Origin of the sequence: Pseudomonas sp. UC 17F4, assembly GCF_900101695.1 — a bacterium.
Lineage (GTDB): Bacteria > Pseudomonadota > Gammaproteobacteria > Pseudomonadales > Pseudomonadaceae > Aquipseudomonas.
Genome location: NZ_FNKV01000001.1, coordinates 240,692 through 258,526, shown reverse-complemented (window position 1 = coordinate 258,526; position 17,835 = coordinate 240,692). Strand labels below are relative to the sequence as shown.

The window sequence follows — 17,835 nt, the reverse complement described above, 5'->3', positions numbered from 1 at the left end:
GTTCTTTCGATTTCGTTTCCAGCCGCCTGTGCTGAAGTGGTTATATAGCGCCTGGCCATTGATGACCTCACCTGCCTTGCCAAGGACCATTGCGTGTTAGCCACCTCATTGGTATTGGTCGCGGCGCTGCTGCACGCGACCTGGAACACCCTGATCAAATTCAGCGGCGAACGCCTGCTGGTGATTGCCAGCATGGACGTGGTGGCGCTGGTATTTGCCCTCGCCATGGTCGCGTTCGTCCAGGTGCCGCCGGCCGAGGTCTGGCCGTGGATGCTGGCCTCGGCAGTGTTTGAACTCTTCTACCGGTTCCTGCTGATACAGGCCTATCGGGTCGGTGACCTGGGGCTGGTCTATCCGTTGATGCGCGGCCTGTCGCCGCTGGTGGTGCTGGCGCTGACCCTGACCTTTGCCGGCGAAGCCCTGAGCAGCCAGCAGATCATCGGCATCCTGCTCATTCCCTGTGGCATGGCCTGCCTGCTCTGGCAGGGCGGCGGCGGTGACCGGCTGCCCTGGTCGATGCTGCCGGTGGTGGCCTTGATCGGCCTGTGTATCGGTTGCTACACCTGGCTCGACGGCCAGGCGATCCGCCTGTGGTCGCAGCCGCTGGACTATCTTGTATGGCTGACGCTGATCAGTGCCTGGCCGTTTCCGCTGCTGGCAGGGGTGGCCCGGCGCGCGCCGTTCATGCTGTTCTGGCGGCTGCAGTGGCGCTTGGGCCTGGCGGTGGGTTTTTGCGTGTTGTTCAGCTATGCCCTGGTGCTCTGGGCCATGCAACTGGGGTCGGTGGCCGAGGCGGCGGCGCTGCGCGAGGTCAGCGTGATTCTGGTGGTGCTGTTCGGCATGCGCTACCTCAAAGAACCTTTTGGCGGGCCGAGGCTCTTAGCCTGTGCCCTGGTGCTGATCGGCATGCTGATCATGAAGCTCTGATAATTCTACTGACAAGGACTTGGCCATGACCGTTGCCTTCTGGTGTGTACTGATTGCGTTGTTTTTGCCCATTGTCTGTACCAGCATCGCCAAGGTTGCCAGCGGGCGCTTCAACCTGCGCCAGAACCACGACCCGCGGGCTTTCCTCGACAAACTCGAAGGCTTGCCGCGCAGGGCCCACGCGGCGCAATTGAACAGCTTCGAAGCTTTCCCGGCGTTCGCTGCGGCAGTGATCATCGCCGACATCGTCGGCAACGCCGAGCAGGTGACCCAGGACGTGCTGGCGGTGCTGTACATCACCAGCCGCCTGCTCTACATCATCTGCTACCTGGCCGACTGGGCCGCCCTGCGTTCGCTGGTGTGGTTCGTCGGCCTGGGCCTGATCGCGTCGTTCTTCTTCGTCTCGATCTGAGCCGCGTCACGGCACCTGGGGCACGGCCGGCAAGGCTGCGCCCTTGGGCCACAGCAGCCAGATCTGGCCTTGCTGCTTCATGTCGCCGGCCAGTTTGCCGGCTTCAGTGCCAGTGCCCCAGAACAGGTCGGCGCGCACTTCGCCGGTGATCGCCCCGCCGGTATCCTGGGCGGCCACCGGACGCACCACCGGCGCGCCATCAGGGCGCGTGGTCGAGAGCCACAGCAGGCTGCCCAGCGGAATCACCTTGCGGTCGATGGCCACGCTGTAGCCGGCGGTCAATGGCACATTGAGCGAGCCGCGCGGGCCTTCGTTGCTGTCCGGGCGGGTGCTGAAGAACACGTAGCTGGGGTTGCTCGCCAGCAGTTCCGGAACCCGCGCCGGATTGCTCTGGGCCCAGGCATGGATGCTGCCCATGGTCACTTCTTCTTTCTTCAATTGCCCTTGTTCCACCAGCCAGCGGCCGATCGGGCGATAGGGGTGGCCATTCTGGTCGGCATAGCCGATGCGCAGTTGGCGGCCGTCTTCCAGCTGGATGCGGCCAGAACCCTGGATCTGCAGGAACTGCAGGTCCATCGGGTCGGTCAGCCAGGCCAGTACCGGTGCCTTGGCGCCCTGGGCATTGATGGTTTCTGCGGTGTCGTAGGGTTTGAGTACCCGGCCTTCGAGGCGGCCACGCAGACGCTTGCCCTTGAGTTCGGGATAGACGCTGTCCAGCGCCACCACGATCATGTCGTCCGGTACGCCATAGACCGGCACAGTGGCGCTGTCGGTCTGGGTCAGGCTACCGGGGTAGACCGGCTCGTAGTAACCCGTGATCAAGCCGTTGGCGTTGTTCTCGGCCGAACGCATGCTGTAGACGTCCAGCTGCGCCTGAAGAAAGCTGCGTACTTCAGCCGGGCTGGCAGCAATGGCTGCCGCTGCGCTGCAGGTGTTGGCCCAGATCGCATCACGCTTGAGCCGCTCGCAGGCACTGCGCCAGGACTCGAAACCGGCGACCAGGTCGCTGTCGCTGACCTGTGGCAGGTCTTTCCAGGTGGCGCCGACGTAGGTAGCCAGCGGGTGTGGCTTGGGTTTTTCCGGCGCGCTGCCGTTGCAGCCGGCCAGCAGGGCCAGCACCGACAGGGTCCAGCCGAGGTGGCGCAAAGGAAGTTTCATCAACGGGGTTCCTCGACGGTTGGCGTGGCTTGCAGCCGTTTTCGCAAACCGTAGTTTTAATAAGGGTATTGGTCTTTGCCGGTGAGGCGAGGATACTGGCCGCCTTTTTCCGTGAGCCGAAGTGATCAAGATGCTCAAGCGACTTTCTGTTGTACTGCTGGCGTGTTTGACCCTGAGTGCCTGTGGCGGGGTCGATCCCAACTCGCCACTGGGCCAGCGCAAGACGATCTTCAAGCAAATGCTCAAGACCAGTGAAGACCTCGGCGGCATGCTGCGTGGGCGCCTGGCCTTCGATGGGCAGAAGTTCGCCGATGGCGCGGTCAAGCTCGACAACCTGTCCCGCGAGCCCTGGAAGCACTTTCCACAGGTTCGCGAAGAGGATGATACCAGCGCCCGCGCCGATGTCTGGGAGAAGCAGGCACGCTTCCAGGACCTGGCTCGGCAGATGGAAGCCAGTACCGCCGAACTGGTCGCGGTGACCCGCACCCAGCCGCTCAAGGCGGCTGACCTGGCTGCGCCGATGGACAAGGTCGAGGCGGCGTGCAAAGCCTGTCATACCGAGTTTCGAAATCACTGAGTGGCTGTGGGAGCGGATAAATCCGCTCCGACAATAACGCTGTCAGTTACTTCTCCAGCTCTTTCAGAGCGTCTTGCAGCTCCTGCTTGGACTCTGCCAGCTTGTCCTTGCGCTTGTTGATCTTCTCGGCGTCACCTTTTTTCATGGCCTTGTCCAGGTCCTTGGTGCGCTGGTTCACTTCGTGACGGGCATCGAGGACTTTCTGTTCGCGCTCTTTGCGCAGGCTGGCATCGGTGCAATGCTCGGTCACTTCGCTGAGGGCTTTTTCCAGGCCGGCTTGCTGATTGCTGTTGCCATGGGCGCGAGCCTGTTCGATCTGTTCGCTGATGGCTTGCTTCTTGGCTGCGCAACCGGTCAGGCCTGGCTGTTGTTCGGCAGCCAGCAGGGGCGTGGCCAGGAGTGAACAGACGGTGAACAGGGCAAGCGGGGAAAGCAGTTTCATTAGGGGCTCCGTTGTCGCGGGCTTGGCAGAATCCATGATGCTGCCCTGATCCGGCGAAATTAGAAACCCTCGATTGTGTGTCTGCGCAATTGTTCGGCCACTATCTGCACCTGCGGTGAGCGGAAAAATGCCAGCAATTGCGCGCTGCGGCCTGGGCCAACACCCGGCTCGGCCAGCCATTGCCCGGCATCGCGCTGGCGCAGGTCTGCCCAGGTGGTGTCCGCTGCCAACGGCGTCGCGGCTGGAACGCCGAGGGCACTGAGCCAGCGAACAAAGGGTTGCTGGCGGGCCTGGTCGAAGGCTTGCAGTAACTGCTGGCGGCTGCGTTCGCCAAGCCCTGGCACCGATTGCAAGTCTTCATCCTGCAGGTCGAGCCAGTCGCCCAGGCCTTGCACATGGCCACTGTCGATGAGTTTTTCCCAGGTGCCTGGGCCCAAACGGGGCATGTTCAGGCCTTGCTTGGAGCTGAGCCAATTGAGGCGGGCGACGAATTGGCTACGGCAGCCATCGTCGGGTTGCCAGCAACTTAGCGAGTGGTAGTGGGCAGGGTCAGGGGTTGCGATGTCCATGCGCTGAACACTGCGGTGCACCACCTCATCCAGGCGTGGAATGGTCAGCCCGGCGAGGCTGATGGCCACCTGGTCGCCGGGGCGGATGTCCAGCTGCTGCCAGCGTTGGAAGGAGCCGAGGCTGACCTGGCGGATCTGCCGGTCATCCAGTTGCACCGGCTCGATCTTCAGCACCGGGGTGATACGCCCGGTACGGCCGATGTTGAAGTGTACGCCCCGGACTTGCGCCAGCGCCTGGGCAAAGGGGTATTTCCACGCGGTTGCCCAGTACGGGTCGCGCGCTTGCCAACGACTGCCGTGTGGGCGCTGGCCCTGGCGCAGCACCACGCCGTCGCTGGCGAAGGGCAGCGGGCTGCGGTACCAGTGTTCGCGCCAGCGGGCAGCCTCGGCGAAGCTGCTCAAGGGCTCGCTGTAACGCTCGCTATGCTCAAAACCCAACGCGCTCAAGCCTTTGAGTCGTTCGCGCTGATCGGCCGGCCCCAGTGGCCAGGCCCAGACAAACAAGCCGACCACCGCGCCCTGTTCGGCACTGATACGTTTGCGCGCCAGCAGGCCGGCGACATTGCCGCGGGCGTTGAGGCTGCCGGCATTGGCCTGTACGTGGCCGTCCAGGCGCCAGAACAGTTCGCCCTGGAGCACCAGGTCGAGGGGCTCGGGCAACTGCTGGTTGAGTGTGCCCAGGGCCGGGATGTGCCGGCTCCAGTCGTGGCCATGGACGCCGTCGCCGCGGCTGATCAGTTGCACCAGCTTGCCGTCGCGATAAACCAGGGTAGCGGCCACGCCATCGACCTTGGGTTGAATCCACAGCTCTTGCTTGCCGTGCATCCAGGCTTTGACCGCCGCATCGTCGGCCAGCTTGCCAAGGCCGGTATGGGCAATCGGGTGGCGCAAGGGGCCGACAGCGGTTTTCAACGGGCTGTCCTGCGGCCTGGCTGGCGTCGGGAAGCAGCTTTGCAGATGGCCCAGGCGTGTGCGGCTCTGGTCATAGAGTTCGTCAGCGACCAGCGAGACACCCTGACGGTGATAGTGATCGTCCCAGTCGGCAAGCGTCTGCTGGAGCTGGCGGATTTCAGCCCGGGCCTGAACAGACGGCCAGTCGGGGCAAGTCTGCGCGTGTGCCGGAAGCAGCCAGAAGAAGAGCAGAAGGGACAGCAGGGGCGTGTGCAGCATGGCGAGCATCCTTGCTCGGCGGGGTGGAATACCAAGCCTAGGAAAGATTGAGCGCCTTGAAGGTGTTCAACATGTCAGGTCATGTGTCTAGACCAATGAAAAAGCCCCGACCAGTCACCCGGCCGGGGCTTCGCTTGCAGCTTGCAACTTGCAGCTTGTAGCTTCAGCCCTTACAGACCGGCAGCAGCGCGCAGGGCGTCGACGCGGTCGGTGCGTTCCCAGGTGAAGGTGGTGAAGGTGTCGTCGCCGACAGTCTTCTGCTGCGGGATACGGCCGAAGTGACCGTAGGCAGCGGTTTCCTGGTACATCGGGTGCAGCAGGTCGAGCATGGTGGTGATCGCGTACGGACGCAGGTCGAAGCACTCGCGCACCAGCTGGACGATCTTGTCGTCGGAGATCTTGCCGGTGCCGAAGGTGTTCAGCGAGATCGACGTCGGCTGAGCGACACCAATGGCGTAGGAAACCTGGATCTCGCAACGCTCGGCGAGGCCGGCGGCGACGATATTCTTGGCCACGTAGCGCCCGGCGTAGGCGGCGGAGCGGTCAACCTTGGACGGGTCCTTGCCGGAGAACGCGCCACCGCCGTGACGGGCCATGCCGCCGTAGCTGTCGACGATGATCTTGCGACCGGTCAGGCCGCAGTCGCCTACCGGGCCACCGATGATGAACTGGCCGGTCGGGTTGATGTGGAACTGGGTGTCCTTGTGCAGCAGTTCGGCCGGCAGGGTGTGCTTGACGATCAGCTCCATCACCGCTTCCTGCAGGTCTTTTTGCGACACTTCAGGGTTGTGCTGGGTCGACAGCACCACGGCGTCGATACCCACTACCTTGCCGCCTTCGTAACGGCAGGTAACCTGCGATTTGGCGTCCGGGCGCAGCCACGGCAGCAGGCCGGACTTGCGCGCTTCGGCCTGGCGCTCGACCAGACGGTGCGAGAAGCAGATCGGTGCTGGCATCAGCACGTCGGTTTCGTTGCTGGCGTAGCCGAACATCAGGCCCTGGTCGCCGGCGCCCTGGTCTTCAGGCTTGCTGCGGTCAACGCCCTGGGCGATGTCTACCGATTGCTTGCCGATGATGTTCATGACCGCGCAGGTCGCGCCATCGAAGCCAACGTCGGAGCTGTTGTAGCCAATATCGACGATGACTTTGCGAACGATGTCTTCCAGATCGACCCAGGCCGAGGTGGTGACTTCGCCAGCGATGATCGCGACGCCGGTTTTTACCAGGGTTTCGCACGCCACGCGGGCGAATTTGTCCTGGGTGATGATGGCGTCCAGCACCGCATCCGAAATCTGGTCGGCGATTTTGTCCGGATGCCCTTCAGACACGGACTCGGAGGTGAAAAGGGAGTATTCGCTCATCTCGACGGGTTCCTAAAATTTACCGATGGTGATGTCGCCAGCCGGTCGCTGAAAATGGCGGACCTGAATCTGGAAACCATTACGTAAGCCCACATAGAGGCTGTCCCCGGGAGCCAGTCCCGCAGCGCTGGCCCAACGGGCCAGGTCGTCCTGCTCGAAGCCCAGCCAGATATCGCCACAGGCCTCTCTGGCCCAGCTCTGGTCGTGGCTGCACAACTCTGTTACCAACAGGCTTCCGCCTGGTTTCACGCGGTTGGCCAGCTGCCGCAGGGCTTCGGCCGGGGCGCTGAAATGGTGCAGGACCATGTTCAGCACTACGCAGTCGGCTTCCACATCCGTTGCACTGAGTGCATCGGCCAACTGCAGGTTCACATTAGCCAGACCTTCACGCTCGCAGACCCTACGGGCCAGGTCGAGCATGGTCGGGCTGTTGTCCAGGGCGGTGACCCGGGCAAAGCGCCGGGCCAGCTCGGGAAGAAACTCGCCATCGCCGGGGCCCACTTCAAGGGCCTCGGCGCCGGCTTCAAAACTGAGCTTGTCGAGCAGGGCCAGCAAGCTTTCGCGGTACTGCGGCAAGCCGGCAATCAAATCCTGCTGGGCGCGAAATTTCTCTTCAACACGCAGGAAAAAGTCCTGGCTGGTGGCAGCCCGGCGTTGTTGCACCTGGGCGATACGGGCCTGGACCTCATCGGCCAGACTCAGCCCGTCGACTTCTTCAAGTAATGCCGCATGCAGCTTGCCGCCCAGGCTCAGGCCATCGGGCAGGGCGCGGCGGTAAAAGATCGCATTGCCTTCGCGGCGGGTCGCGACCAGGCCTGCCTGGGCCAGGACCTTGAGGTGATGGCTCATGCCCGACTGGCCAATGGCGAAGATCTGCGCCAGTTCCAGTACGCCGAACGAATCGCTGGCCAGGGCGCGCAATACGTTAAGGCGCAGCGGGTCGCCGCCGGCTTTGCACAGGGCAGCCAGCGCATCGCTTTGCTCTTGGCGGATCGACGGCACGGGTAGGTTCATGGAGCGGAAGTCTAGTCAGGCAACGATTGCCTCGCAAGGCCAATATCAAAAAGTTTTGATATTGCTCGATAAGCGGGGCAATTCGTCGCAGGCCAAGCGACCGATCCGGCTGTTTGCCCGGGTTAACGCCTGATTCTTTGCTCAATCACAGGAAAATCATGCTGCATCGACCATCCGTCATTGCCCCCGGACACGTGCCTGGGCGAAAATGGCCGCCTTTTTTCGTTTCGTAACTAATTCAACACCCAGGAGATAAGCGATGCCCAGCCGTCGTGAGCGTGCCAACGCCATTCGTGCCCTCAGCATGGATGCCGTGCAAAAGGCCAACAGCGGCCACCCCGGTGCCCCTATGGGCATGGCGGATATCGCCGAGGTTCTGTGGCGTGACTACCTGAAGCACAACCCGACCAACCCGAACTTCGCCGACCGCGACCGCTTCGTGCTGTCCAACGGCCACGGTTCGATGCTGATCTACTCGCTGCTGCACCTGACTGGCTACGACCTGTCGATCGACGACCTGAAAAGCTTCCGTCAACTGCACAGCCGTACCCCGGGCCACCCGGAGTTCGGTTACACCCCGGGCGTCGAGACCACCACCGGCCCGCTGGGCCAGGGCCTGGCCAACGCCGTCGGTTTCGCCCTGGCGGAAAAAGTCCTGGCTGGCCAGTTCAACCGCGCAGGCCACAACGTCGTCGACCACCACACCTATGTGTTCCTGGGTGACGGTTGCATGATGGAAGGTATTTCCCACGAAGTCGCTTCCCTGGCCGGTACCCTGGGCCTGGGCAAGCTGATCGCCTTCTACGACGACAACGGCATCTCCATCGACGGCGAAGTCGAAGGCTGGTTCACCGATGACACCCCTAAGCGTTTCGAAGCCTACAACTGGCAGGTGATCCGCAATGTCGACGGCCATGACGCCGACGAAATCCGCACCGCCATCGACACCGCGCGCAAGAGCGAGCAGCCGACCCTGATCTGCTGCAAGACCATCATCGGTTTCGGCTCGCCGAACAAGCAGGGCAAGGAAGATTGCCACGGTGCTCCGCTGGGCAACGACGAAATCGCCCTGGCGCGCAAAGAGCTGAACTGGAACCACGGCCCGTTTGAAATCCCGGCTGAGATCTACGCCGAGTGGGATGCCAAGGAAGCCGGCAAGGCCGTCGAAGCCGAATGGGACCAGCGTTTCGCTGCCTACTCCGCCGCTCACCCGGAGCTGGCCAACGAACTGGTGCGTCGCCTGAGCGGTGACCTGCCGGCCGATTTCGCCGAGAAAGCAGCAGCCTACATCGCTGAAGTCGCGGCCAAGGGCGAGACCATCGCCAGCCGTAAAGCCAGCCAGAACGCCTTGAACGCCTTCGGCCCGCTGCTGCCTGAACTGCTCGGCGGCTCGGCTGACCTGGCCGGTTCCAACCTGACCCTGTGGAAAGGCTGCAAAGGCGTCAGCGCTGAAGACGCCAGCGGCAACTACATGTTCTACGGCGTGCGCGAGTTCGGCATGACCGCGATCATGAACGGCGTCGCCCTGCACGGCGGCCTGGTGCCTTACGGCGCGACCTTCCTGATGTTCATGGAATACGCCCGCAACGCGGTGCGCATGTCGGCGCTGATGAAACAGCGGGTCATCCACGTCTACACCCACGACTCCATTGGTCTTGGCGAAGACGGCCCGACCCACCAGCCGATCGAGCAACTGACCAGCCTGCGCAGCACCCCGAACCTGGACACCTGGCGCCCAGCCGATGCCGTCGAGTCGGCGGTCTCCTGGAAGTTTGCCCTGGAGCGTAAAGACGGCCCGTCGGCGCTGATCTTCTCGCGTCAGAACCTGCAGCACCAAGAGCGTGATGCCGGGCAGATCGCCAACATCAGCCGCGGCGGCTACGTCCTCAAGGACTGCGCCGGCGAGCCTGAGCTGATCCTGATCGCCACCGGTTCCGAAGTCGGCCTGGCGGTTCAGGCGTTCGACAAGCTGACCGAGCAAGGCCGCAAGGTCCGCGTCGTGTCGATGCCGTCGACCAGCGTGTTCGATGCCCAGGATGCTGGCTACAAGCAGTCGGTACTGCCACTGCAAGTCGGCGCGCGGATCGCCATCGAAGCGGCCCACGCCGACTTCTGGTACAAGTACGTCGGCCTCGAAGGCCGCGTCATCGGCATGACCACCTACGGCGAGTCGGCACCTGCATCGGCCCTGTTCGAAGAGTTCGGTTTCACCCTGGAAAACATCCTGGGTACTGCTGAAGAGCTGCTGGAAGACTGATCAACAGTGCTGGAATCATCGCGGGGCAAGCCCGCTCCTACAGTTCTGTAGGAGCGGGCTTGCCCCGCGATTGCAGATAACGCTTCTGTTCCGTGAGCATCCCATGCCCCAATCGCGTCCTTACAAAGTTGCACTCAACGGCTACGGCCGTATTGGTCGTTGCGTCTTGCGCGCACTCTTTGAACGGGGGGCGAAGGCGGGCTTCGAGATCGTTGCGCTGAACGACCTGGCCGACCAGGCCAGTATCGAATACCTGACACGCTTCGACTCCACCCACGGGCGTTTCCCCGGAGAGGTGAAGGTCGACGGCGATTGTCTGCATATCAATGGCGACTGCGTGAAAGTCTTGCGCAGTGCCACCCCGGAAGGGATCGACTGGGCGGCGCTGGGCGTCGACCTGGTGCTGGAGTGCTCCGGCGCCTACAACACCCGCGCCGATGCCATGCGTTTTCTCGACGCCGGCGCGCCGCGGGTGCTGTTTTCCCAGCCCATGGCCAGCGAGGCGGATGTCGACGCCACGGTGGTCTACGGAATCAACCAGGATTGCCTGGACGGCAGCGAGAAGCTGGTGTCCAACGCCTCCTGCACCACCAACTGCGGCGTGCCGCTGTTGCGGGTGCTGGACCAGGCTTTTGGCCTGGAGTACGTGTCGATTACCACCATCCACTCGGCGATGAACGACCAGCCGGTCATCGACGCCTATCACCACGAAGACTTGCGCCGTACCCGTTCGGCGTTCCAGTCGGTGATCCCGGTGTCCACGGGCCTTGCCCGTGGTATCGAACGGCTGCTGCCGGAACTTGCCGGGCGAATTCAGGCCAAAGCCGTACGCGTGCCGACCGTCAATGTGTCGTGCCTGGACATCACCCTGCAGACCGCCCGCGACACCACCGCGGCCGAGGTCAACCGGGTGCTGCGCGAAGCCGCCCTGAGCGGCCCGCTGCAGGGGCTGCTGGCCTACACTGAACTGCCGCACGCCAGTTGTGATTTCAACCATGACCCGCATTCGGCGATTGTCGATGCCAGCCAGACCCGCGTTTCCGGCCCCCGGCTGGTCAACCTGCTGGCCTGGTTCGACAACGAATGGGGTTTTGCCAACCGTATGCTCGACGTTGCCGATCACTTTCTGCACGTCGTCAATCAAACCCGCTCCACTTGTAAACAGCCCTGAAGGACTGCATTCATGACCGTGTTGAAGATGACCGACCTCGATCTGCAAGGTAAGCGCGTACTGATCCGCGAAGACCTCAACGTGCCTGTGAAGGACGGTGTGGTTGCCAGCGATGCGCGCATCCTCGCTTCGCTGCCGACCATCAAGCTGGCCCTGGAAAAGGGCGCGGCCGTGATGGTCTGCTCGCACCTGGGCCGCCCGAGCGAAGGCGAGTTTTCTGCCGAGAACAGCCTCAAGCCGGTCGCCGAGTACCTGAGCAACGCCCTGGGCCGCGACGTGCCGCTGGTTGCCGACTACCTCGACGGTGTCGAAATCAAGGCCGGTGACATCGTCCTGTTCGAGAACGTGCGCTTCAACAAGGGCGAGAAGAAGAACGCCGACGAGCTGGCGCAGAAGTACGCCGCCCTGTGCGATGTGTTCGTGATGGACGCCTTCGGTACCGCTCACCGCGCCGAAGGCTCGACCCACGGCGTAGCCAAGTTCGCCAAGGTCGCTGCTGCCGGCCCGCTGCTGGCGGCCGAGCTGGATGCCCTGGGCAAGGCCCTGAAAGCCCCGGCCAAGCCGATGGCGGCGATCGTTGCCGGCTCCAAGGTGTCGACCAAGCTGGACGTGCTCAACAGCCTGAGCCAGATCTGCGACCTGCTGATCGTCGGCGGCGGCATCGCCAACACCTTCCTGGCCGCGGCCGGTCACCCGGTCGGCAAGTCGCTGTACGAGCCTGACCTGATCGACACCGCCAAGGCCATCGCTGCCAAGGTCAACGTACCGCTGCCAGTGGACGTCGTGGTTGCCAAGGAATTCGCCGAAAGCGCCGCCGCGACCGTCAAACTGGTTGCCGACGTTGCCGAAGACGACATGATCCTCGACATCGGCCCGCAAACCGCGGCCAACTTCGCCGAGCTGCTGAAGTCGTCGAAGACCATCCTCTGGAACGGCCCGGTCGGCGTGTTTGAATTCGACCAGTTCGGTAATGGCACCAAGGTCCTGGCCCAGGCCATCGCCGAGAGCGCGGCGTTCTCCATTGCCGGTGGTGGCGATACCCTGGCGGCCATCGACAAATATGGCGTTGCCGAGCAAATCTCCTACATTTCTACCGGTGGCGGTGCTTTCCTCGAGTTCGTCGAAGGTAAAGTGCTGCCGGCCGTTGAAGTGCTGGAACAGCGAGCCAAGGCCTGATCCATTCGGCCTGGCAAAGGGAGCGACCTGCATGGTCAAGCAATTGCCTGTGATTATCCTGGCCGGTCTGCTCGGCGCTTGCTCCAGTAACCCGGAGCAGGCGCCGGCAAAGCCCGGCGCGCCGAAAGGCGGCTGCTATCAGTCTGAATGGCAGGCTGAAACGGCACCGGTGATCAACAAAAGGCTGGGCCCGGATGGCCTGGAAAAATACGACGACGAACATCAGCGCCGGGCCCAGGGTTGCCCTTGATCGGTTCACGGCAACCTACCGGCCGGTTTGTGGTCTGCTAGAGGATATTGGATGAAAGCGGTTGCGGCCTTGATGGCCCTGGCAGTACTCGGTGGTTGCGCAAGCCTCAAGCCTGCGCCGGCACCGGCCGACAACTGGACCCGCTGGGTCTGCGACAGCCAGGTTGAAGTGCTCTGGCGCTTTGCCGACAGCAGCCAGCAGGAGGTGGACGTACGCCTGGGTGGCGGCGACCAGGTCTACCGGCTCAAGCCGGAGCCCAGTGGCTCGGGTGCGTTGTACAGCGATGGAGTGCTGGCGTTCCACAGCAAGGGTGACGAAGGCCTGGTGTACTGGGTCGCCACCAACGATTTGATAGGGCGGGGCTGCAAGGCGCCGTGACTGGCCGGGCCTCGAAGGCCCACACTACTTGAATAGCAACCGCCGCTGCGGCAGGCTTGCACGAAAAACGACGCTTGTCGGGAGAGAGATACACAATGGCACTCATTAGCATGCGCCAGATGCTGGACCACGCCGCTGAATTCGGCTACGGCGTTCCAGCTTTCAACGTCAACAACCTCGAGCAGATGCGCGCCATCATGGAAGCCGCCGACAAGACCGACTCCCCGGTGATTGTCCAGGCCTCGGCCGGTGCCCGCAAATACGCCGGCGCGCCGTTCCTGCGCCACCTGATCCTGGCTGCGATCGAAGAATTCCCGCACATCCCGGTGTGCATGCACCAGGACCACGGCACCAGCCCTGACGTCTGCCAGCGCTCGATCCAGCTGGGCTTCAGCTCGGTGATGATGGACGGCTCGCTTGGCGAAGACGGCAAGACCCCGACTGACTACGACTACAACGTCCGTGTTACCCAGCAAACCGTTGCCATGGCTCACGCCTGCGGCGTTTCGGTTGAAGGCGAGCTGGGCTGCCTGGGTTCGCTGGAAACCGGCATGGCCGGTGAAGAAGACGGTATCGGCGCCGAAGGCGTACTGGATCACAGCCAGATGCTGACCGATCCGGAAGAAGCTGCCGACTTCGTCAAGCGCACTCAGGTCGATGCCCTGGCCATCGCCATCGGTACCAGCCACGGTGCTTACAAGTTCACCAAGCCGCCTACTGGCGACGTGCTGGCGATCGACCGCATCAAGGAAATCCACAAGCGCATCCCCAACACCCACCTGGTGATGCACGGTTCGTCCTCGGTACCGCAAGAGTGGCTGGCGATCATCAACCAGTACGGCGGCGACATCAAGGAAACCTACGGCGTGCCGGTTGAAGAAATCGTCGAAGGCATCAAGTACGGCGTGCGCAAGGTCAACATCGACACCGACCTGCGCCTGGCGTCCACCGGTGCCATGCGTCGCTTGATGGCCACCAACCCGAGCGAATTCGACCCACGCAAGTTCTTCGGCGAAACCGTCAAGGCCATGCGCGACGTCTGCATCGCCCGTTACGAAGCCTTCGGCACTGCTGGTAACGCCTCGAAGATCAAGCCGATCTCCCTCGAAGCGATGTTCCAGCGCTACGCCAAAGGTGAGCTGGCCGCCAAGGTCAACTAAGCCTGAACAGAAAAGCCCGCAGCGATGCGGGCTTTTTTGTGCCTGCGCGCCAGGAAGGCAATGCGCATGGCCCGGACGGACAGACCGTTAGTCGGCTAACAGGCCATTCCGCCCATGATGGCAATGTGCTGACTTCAGATTTATGGCAGCCGGGTCTAGAGTTACGCACAGATTTCAGCCGAAGCCCGGCATTGGTGCCTTAAGAGAAGCAGCATGGATTGCGCGCAACCTCAGTCACACGATAGCGGCTCAGTACTGCTGGTCGTTGACGATTATCCGGAAAACCTGATCAGCATGCGGGCCTTGCTGGCCCGCCAGGACTGGCAAGTACTCACCGCGAGCTCGGGGACGGAAGCCCTGAGCGCGCTGCTCGAACATGAAGTGGACCTGGTGCTGCTCGACGTGCAGATGCCGGGCATGGACGGTTTCGAGGTTGCCCGCCTGATGCGCGGTAGCCAGCGTACGCGGTTGACGCCGATCATCTTCCTCACCGCCAACGAACAGTCCCAGGCCGCTGTGCTCAAGGGCTATGCCAGTGGTGCGGTGGATTACCTGTTCAAACCCTTCGATCCGCAAATCCTCAAGCCCAAGGTTCAGGCCCTGCTCGAGCAGCAGCGCAACCGGCGCTCGCTGCAGCGCTTGAGCCGCGACCTGGAAGCGGCGCGGGCGTTCAACGCGTCGGTGCTCAACAATGCCGCCGAAGGCATCCTGGTGGTGGGCGAAAAGGGTGGGATCAGCTTTGCCAACCCGGCCATTTCGCAATTGCTCCAAGCCCCGGTCGAGCTGCTGCAAGGTGCCAACCTGCTGGATTTCGTGCAGTCGCCGGGGATGACCTTGTGGGCCGAATCGGCGTTCTACCAGGCCTACCTGGAGCGGCAGATCTTCCGTATCCACGATGCCCTGCTGCGTACCGCCGGCGGCCAGCCGGTGCCGGTAGCGCTGTCGTGCTCGCCATTGACCGACGGCCAGCGCGCCATGGTGGTGACGGTGCTGGACATGTCGGTGGTGCGTCACCTGCACCAGCAACTGGAGTTTCAGGCGGTTACCGACCCCTTGACCGGGCTGCTCAACCGCCGTGGCTTCTACCAGGCCGCTGAAAGCGCCCTGGTGCGTAATGAGCGCAGCGACAAGACCCAGGCGCTGATGTACCTGGACCTGGACGGTTTCAAACGTATCAATGATTTTCTCGGCCATGAGGCCGGCGACCGGGTGCTGCATTGGGTCGCCGAGCAGCTCAAGGATTGCCTGGGCGCCAATGCGATCCTGGCGCGCATGGGCGGCGATGAGTTCACCGCCTTGTTCGATGCCCTGGAATACCCTGAGCAGGCGGCGCGTTTCGCCGAGGGGGTGATCGAGCGCATGTCGATCTGCCAGCAGATAGAGGGCATGGAAGTGACCCTCGGCGTGAGCATCGGCATTGCCACCTACCCCGATTGCGGCGCCAACCTCGACGGCCTGCTGCGCGCGGCCGACGCTGCGATGTATGCGGCCAAGCAGGCCGGGCGCCAGCAGTATCGCTACTACGACCAGGACCTCAATGGCCGGGCGCGCTCGCGGCTGATGCTCGAAGACTCGGTGCGCAGCGCCATCGAGCACAAGGATTTCAGCCTGGTCTACCAGCCGCAGGTGGCATTTGCCGACGGCCGTCTACGCGGCTTCGAGGCGCTGCTGCGTTGGCAGCACCCCAGTGTCGGCGACGTGCCGCCGGGGTTGTTCCTGCCCTTGCTGGAAGAGGCGCGGCTGATTTCGCGCCTGGCCAGCTGGATATACGCCCAGGGCGCGGCGCAGCGGCGTGACTGGCAGGAATGCTTCGAGCCGACACTGGTGCTGGGCATTAGCCTCAGCCGCGTGCAGTTCGCCATGCCCAACCTGGCCGAGGAACTGGGCCGGGTGATCGCCATCCAGGGCCTTGATCCGGCGCAGCTGGAGGTCGAGGTGGCCGAGACGTCGTTGATGGTCAATAACGACGTGGCTTTGAAACAGTTGCACAAGTTGCGCGAGCTGGGCGTGCGCATCGCCCTCGACGATTTTGGTGCGGGCGATTGTTCGCTGCGGCTGCTGCGCGACCTGCCAATCGACACGCTTAAACTCGACCGCCACCTGGTCGCACGCTTGCCCGGCTCGCAAGCGGACGCGGCGCTGGTGCGTTGCGTCATCGACCTGTGTCGCCAGTATGCAATCAGCGTGATCGCCGAAGGTGTCGAAACCCTCGAGCAGGCGCACTGGCTGCAGGCCAACGGCTGCGAATATGTGCAGGGCTTTTTGGTGGCGCGACCGATGACGGCCAGTGATGCCGGGGCGTTTCCGGGCTTTTTTGCCTGGCAGCAGCTGTAGTTGGGTACACTGGCGCCTTTACCGTCAGCCGTTTTGCCCATGACCGTGCTCAAGTACCTGCAAGCCTATCCACCCGCCCTGCAAGACCAGGTTCGCCAGTTGATTGCCAGCAATCGCCTGGGCGACTACTTGCAGCAGCGCTACCCGGACCGGCACGCGGTACAAAGCGACAAGGCGCTGTACAGCTATGCCCAGGCGCTCAAGCAGGAGCACCTGCGCAACGCGCCGAACCTCGACAAGGTGCTGTTCGACAACCGCCTTGACCTCACCCACCGCGCGCTCGGCCTGCACACGGCGGTGTCGCGGGTGCAGGGCGGCAAGCTCAAAGCCAAGAAGGAAATCCGCATCGCTTCGTTGTTCAAGGAGGCGGCGCCGCAGTTTCTGAAGATGATCGTGGTGCACGAACTGGCGCACCTGAAAGAGTCCGATCACAACAAGGCGTTCTACCAGCTCTGTGAATATATGCAGCCGGGCTACCATCAACTGGAATTCGACCTGCGCGTTTACCTGACCTACCGCGAGCTGCCCGCCAGCCTGTAGGCCCTGAGGATTTGCCAATGGAAGTGAGCAAGACCAAGAGCAGTTTCTACCGCCGGCTGTATGTCGCCTGGCTGATCGACAGCCAGACTGCCAGCACCGTCCCGGCCTTGATGGAAGCCACCGGCATGCCGCGGCGCACCGCCCAGGACACCATTGCCGCCCTGGCCGACCTGGACATCGTCTGTGAGTTCGAGCAGCAGGCAGGGGCGCGCAATCATGCCGGGCACTACCGGATTCGCGACTGGGGGGCGATCGACAAGCAGTGGATCACCCAGCATTTGCGCGGTATTCGTGAAGTGCTGGGCTATCCCTGAAGGCCCCATCGCGGGTCAATCCCGCTCTTACATAATTGTGGGAGCGGCGGTGCGGCGACCCGACTTGACCGGCGATGCTGCTAGTCCCGCCGCATACCAATGTGTGGGATATCGTCTTCCAGATACTCCTCTCCCGCCACCTTGAAACCATGGCGTGCATAGTAGCCCTGCAAGTGCGCCTGGGCTGACAGGTACACCGGCACTTCAGGCCAGTAATGCTCTGCGTACTTGAGCCCATGCTCCATCAGTTCATGGCCGAGTCCACGACCACGTGCCTCGGGGGCGATCAGCACCCGGCCTATGACCACGTCACCGCCCTGGGACTGTGGATCGAGCAAACGCAGGTACGCCAGCAACTGGTCACCTTCCCAGGCCATCAGGTGGCAGGTGTCGCCTTCCAGGTCCTGGCCATCGACTTCCTGGTAGGCACATTTCTGTTCGACCACGAACACTTCGGTACGCAGTCGCAGAATGGCATAGAGTTGTTCCTTGCCAATGTCACTGTGGTGTTTGCAGATCCAGTCGATGGCCATGGGCGTCTCTCAAGCGGTTGATAGCCCTGATCATGGCAGACTGCGCGGCGAGGGTCTAATTGCGCCAGGTCAATACAGGCTCGAAGTCGACC

General features: G+C 62.8%; 18 protein-coding genes. 12 read left to right on the top strand and 6 right to left on the bottom strand.

The window, feature by feature from the left end; all coding sequences use genetic code 11:
* Nucleotides 1-93 precede the first annotated feature (93 nt).
* On the top strand, nucleotides 94-927 hold the full coding sequence (locus BLR26_RS01145) for an EamA family transporter (protein WP_045193824.1): 834 nt from the start codon (nucleotides 94-96) through the stop codon (nucleotides 925-927).
* Between the two features lie 25 nt (nucleotides 928-952).
* Complete coding sequence (locus BLR26_RS01140) at nucleotides 953-1,339, top strand: MAPEG family protein (protein WP_093376890.1); 387 nt, start codon at nucleotides 953-955, stop codon at nucleotides 1,337-1,339.
* A 6-nt stretch (nucleotides 1,340-1,345) separates the two neighbouring features.
* Here BLR26_RS01140 and BLR26_RS01135 read toward each other — a convergent pair whose 3' ends face one another.
* Nucleotides 1,346-2,497 carry a murein transglycosylase A gene (locus BLR26_RS01135; RefSeq protein ID WP_093376886.1) on the bottom strand — a complete coding sequence of 384 codons (1,152 nt, stop codon included), beginning with the start codon at nucleotides 2,495-2,497 and terminating at the stop codon, nucleotides 1,346-1,348.
* Between the two features lie 130 nt (nucleotides 2,498-2,627).
* On the opposite strand from BLR26_RS01135, the gene BLR26_RS01130 reads away from it, so the two are divergent.
* Entirely contained in the window at nucleotides 2,628-3,074 is a 447-nt protein-coding gene (locus tag BLR26_RS01130) for a c-type cytochrome (RefSeq protein WP_093387186.1), read from the top strand.
* A 46-nt stretch (nucleotides 3,075-3,120) separates the two neighbouring features.
* Here the strand turns inward: BLR26_RS01130 and BLR26_RS01125 are convergent, their stop codons facing one another.
* From BLR26_RS01125 to BLR26_RS01110, 4 genes are all read right to left on the bottom strand, one after another.
* Entirely contained in the window at nucleotides 3,121-3,516 is a 396-nt protein-coding gene (locus BLR26_RS01125; protein ID WP_045193820.1) for a DUF1090 domain-containing protein, read from the bottom strand.
* A 59-nt stretch (nucleotides 3,517-3,575) separates the two neighbouring features.
* On the bottom strand, nucleotides 3,576-5,264 hold the full coding sequence (gene ligB / locus BLR26_RS01120; RefSeq protein WP_371128633.1) for an NAD-dependent DNA ligase LigB: 1,689 nt from the start codon (nucleotides 5,262-5,264) through the stop codon (nucleotides 3,576-3,578).
* 161 nt (nucleotides 5,265-5,425) lie between these two features.
* Nucleotides 5,426-6,616 (bottom strand): methionine adenosyltransferase, encoded by a 1,191-nt coding sequence (metK, locus tag BLR26_RS01115; RefSeq protein ID WP_038997515.1) that lies wholly within the window; start codon nucleotides 6,614-6,616, stop codon nucleotides 5,426-5,428.
* A gap of 12 nt (nucleotides 6,617-6,628) precedes the next feature.
* Nucleotides 6,629-7,630: an ArsR/SmtB family transcription factor gene (locus BLR26_RS01110; RefSeq protein ID WP_045193817.1), complete on the bottom strand. Its 1,002-nt coding sequence runs from the start codon at nucleotides 7,628-7,630 to the stop codon at nucleotides 6,629-6,631.
* Nucleotides 7,631-7,889: 259 nt separating this feature from the next.
* On the opposite strand from BLR26_RS01110, the gene tkt reads away from it, so the two are divergent.
* From tkt to BLR26_RS01065, 9 genes are all read left to right on the top strand, one after another.
* Complete coding sequence (tkt, locus tag BLR26_RS01105) at nucleotides 7,890-9,887, top strand: transketolase (protein WP_093376877.1); 1,998 nt, start codon at nucleotides 7,890-7,892, stop codon at nucleotides 9,885-9,887.
* Nucleotides 9,888-9,990: 103 nt separating this feature from the next.
* On the top strand, nucleotides 9,991-11,058 hold the full coding sequence (gene epd / locus BLR26_RS01100; RefSeq protein ID WP_093376873.1) for an erythrose-4-phosphate dehydrogenase: 1,068 nt from the start codon (nucleotides 9,991-9,993) through the stop codon (nucleotides 11,056-11,058).
* A gap of 12 nt (nucleotides 11,059-11,070) precedes the next feature.
* Entirely contained in the window at nucleotides 11,071-12,234 is a 1,164-nt protein-coding gene (locus BLR26_RS01095) for a phosphoglycerate kinase (protein ID WP_093376870.1), read from the top strand.
* 31 nt (nucleotides 12,235-12,265) lie between these two features.
* The gene (locus BLR26_RS01090; protein WP_045193812.1) at nucleotides 12,266-12,484 is read left to right on the top strand and encodes a hypothetical protein; all 219 of its coding nucleotides are present in this window, start codon (nucleotides 12,266-12,268) and stop codon (nucleotides 12,482-12,484) included.
* A gap of 51 nt (nucleotides 12,485-12,535) precedes the next feature.
* Nucleotides 12,536-12,862: an MliC family protein gene (locus BLR26_RS01085; RefSeq protein WP_045193810.1), complete on the top strand. Its 327-nt coding sequence runs from the start codon at nucleotides 12,536-12,538 to the stop codon at nucleotides 12,860-12,862.
* A 95-nt stretch (nucleotides 12,863-12,957) separates the two neighbouring features.
* Nucleotides 12,958-14,022 (top strand): class II fructose-bisphosphate aldolase, encoded by a 1,065-nt coding sequence (gene fba / locus BLR26_RS01080; protein WP_043863595.1) that lies wholly within the window; start codon nucleotides 12,958-12,960, stop codon nucleotides 14,020-14,022.
* Between the two features lie 213 nt (nucleotides 14,023-14,235).
* Nucleotides 14,236-16,356, top strand: a complete 2,121-nt coding sequence (locus BLR26_RS01075; RefSeq protein ID WP_093376866.1) for a putative bifunctional diguanylate cyclase/phosphodiesterase — start codon at nucleotides 14,236-14,238, stop codon at nucleotides 16,354-16,356.
* 39 nt (nucleotides 16,357-16,395) lie between these two features.
* Nucleotides 16,396-16,896 (top strand): YgjP-like metallopeptidase domain-containing protein, encoded by a 501-nt coding sequence (locus BLR26_RS01070; protein ID WP_045193804.1) that lies wholly within the window; start codon nucleotides 16,396-16,398, stop codon nucleotides 16,894-16,896.
* A 17-nt stretch (nucleotides 16,897-16,913) separates the two neighbouring features.
* Entirely contained in the window at nucleotides 16,914-17,210 is a 297-nt protein-coding gene (locus BLR26_RS01065; RefSeq protein WP_093376863.1) for a winged helix-turn-helix domain-containing protein, read from the top strand.
* Nucleotides 17,211-17,290: 80 nt separating this feature from the next.
* On the opposite strand, the gene BLR26_RS01060 is transcribed toward BLR26_RS01065, so the two are convergent.
* Entirely contained in the window at nucleotides 17,291-17,743 is a 453-nt protein-coding gene (locus BLR26_RS01060; RefSeq protein ID WP_093376860.1) for a GNAT family N-acetyltransferase, read from the bottom strand.
* Between the last annotated feature and the right edge of the window lie 92 nt (nucleotides 17,744-17,835).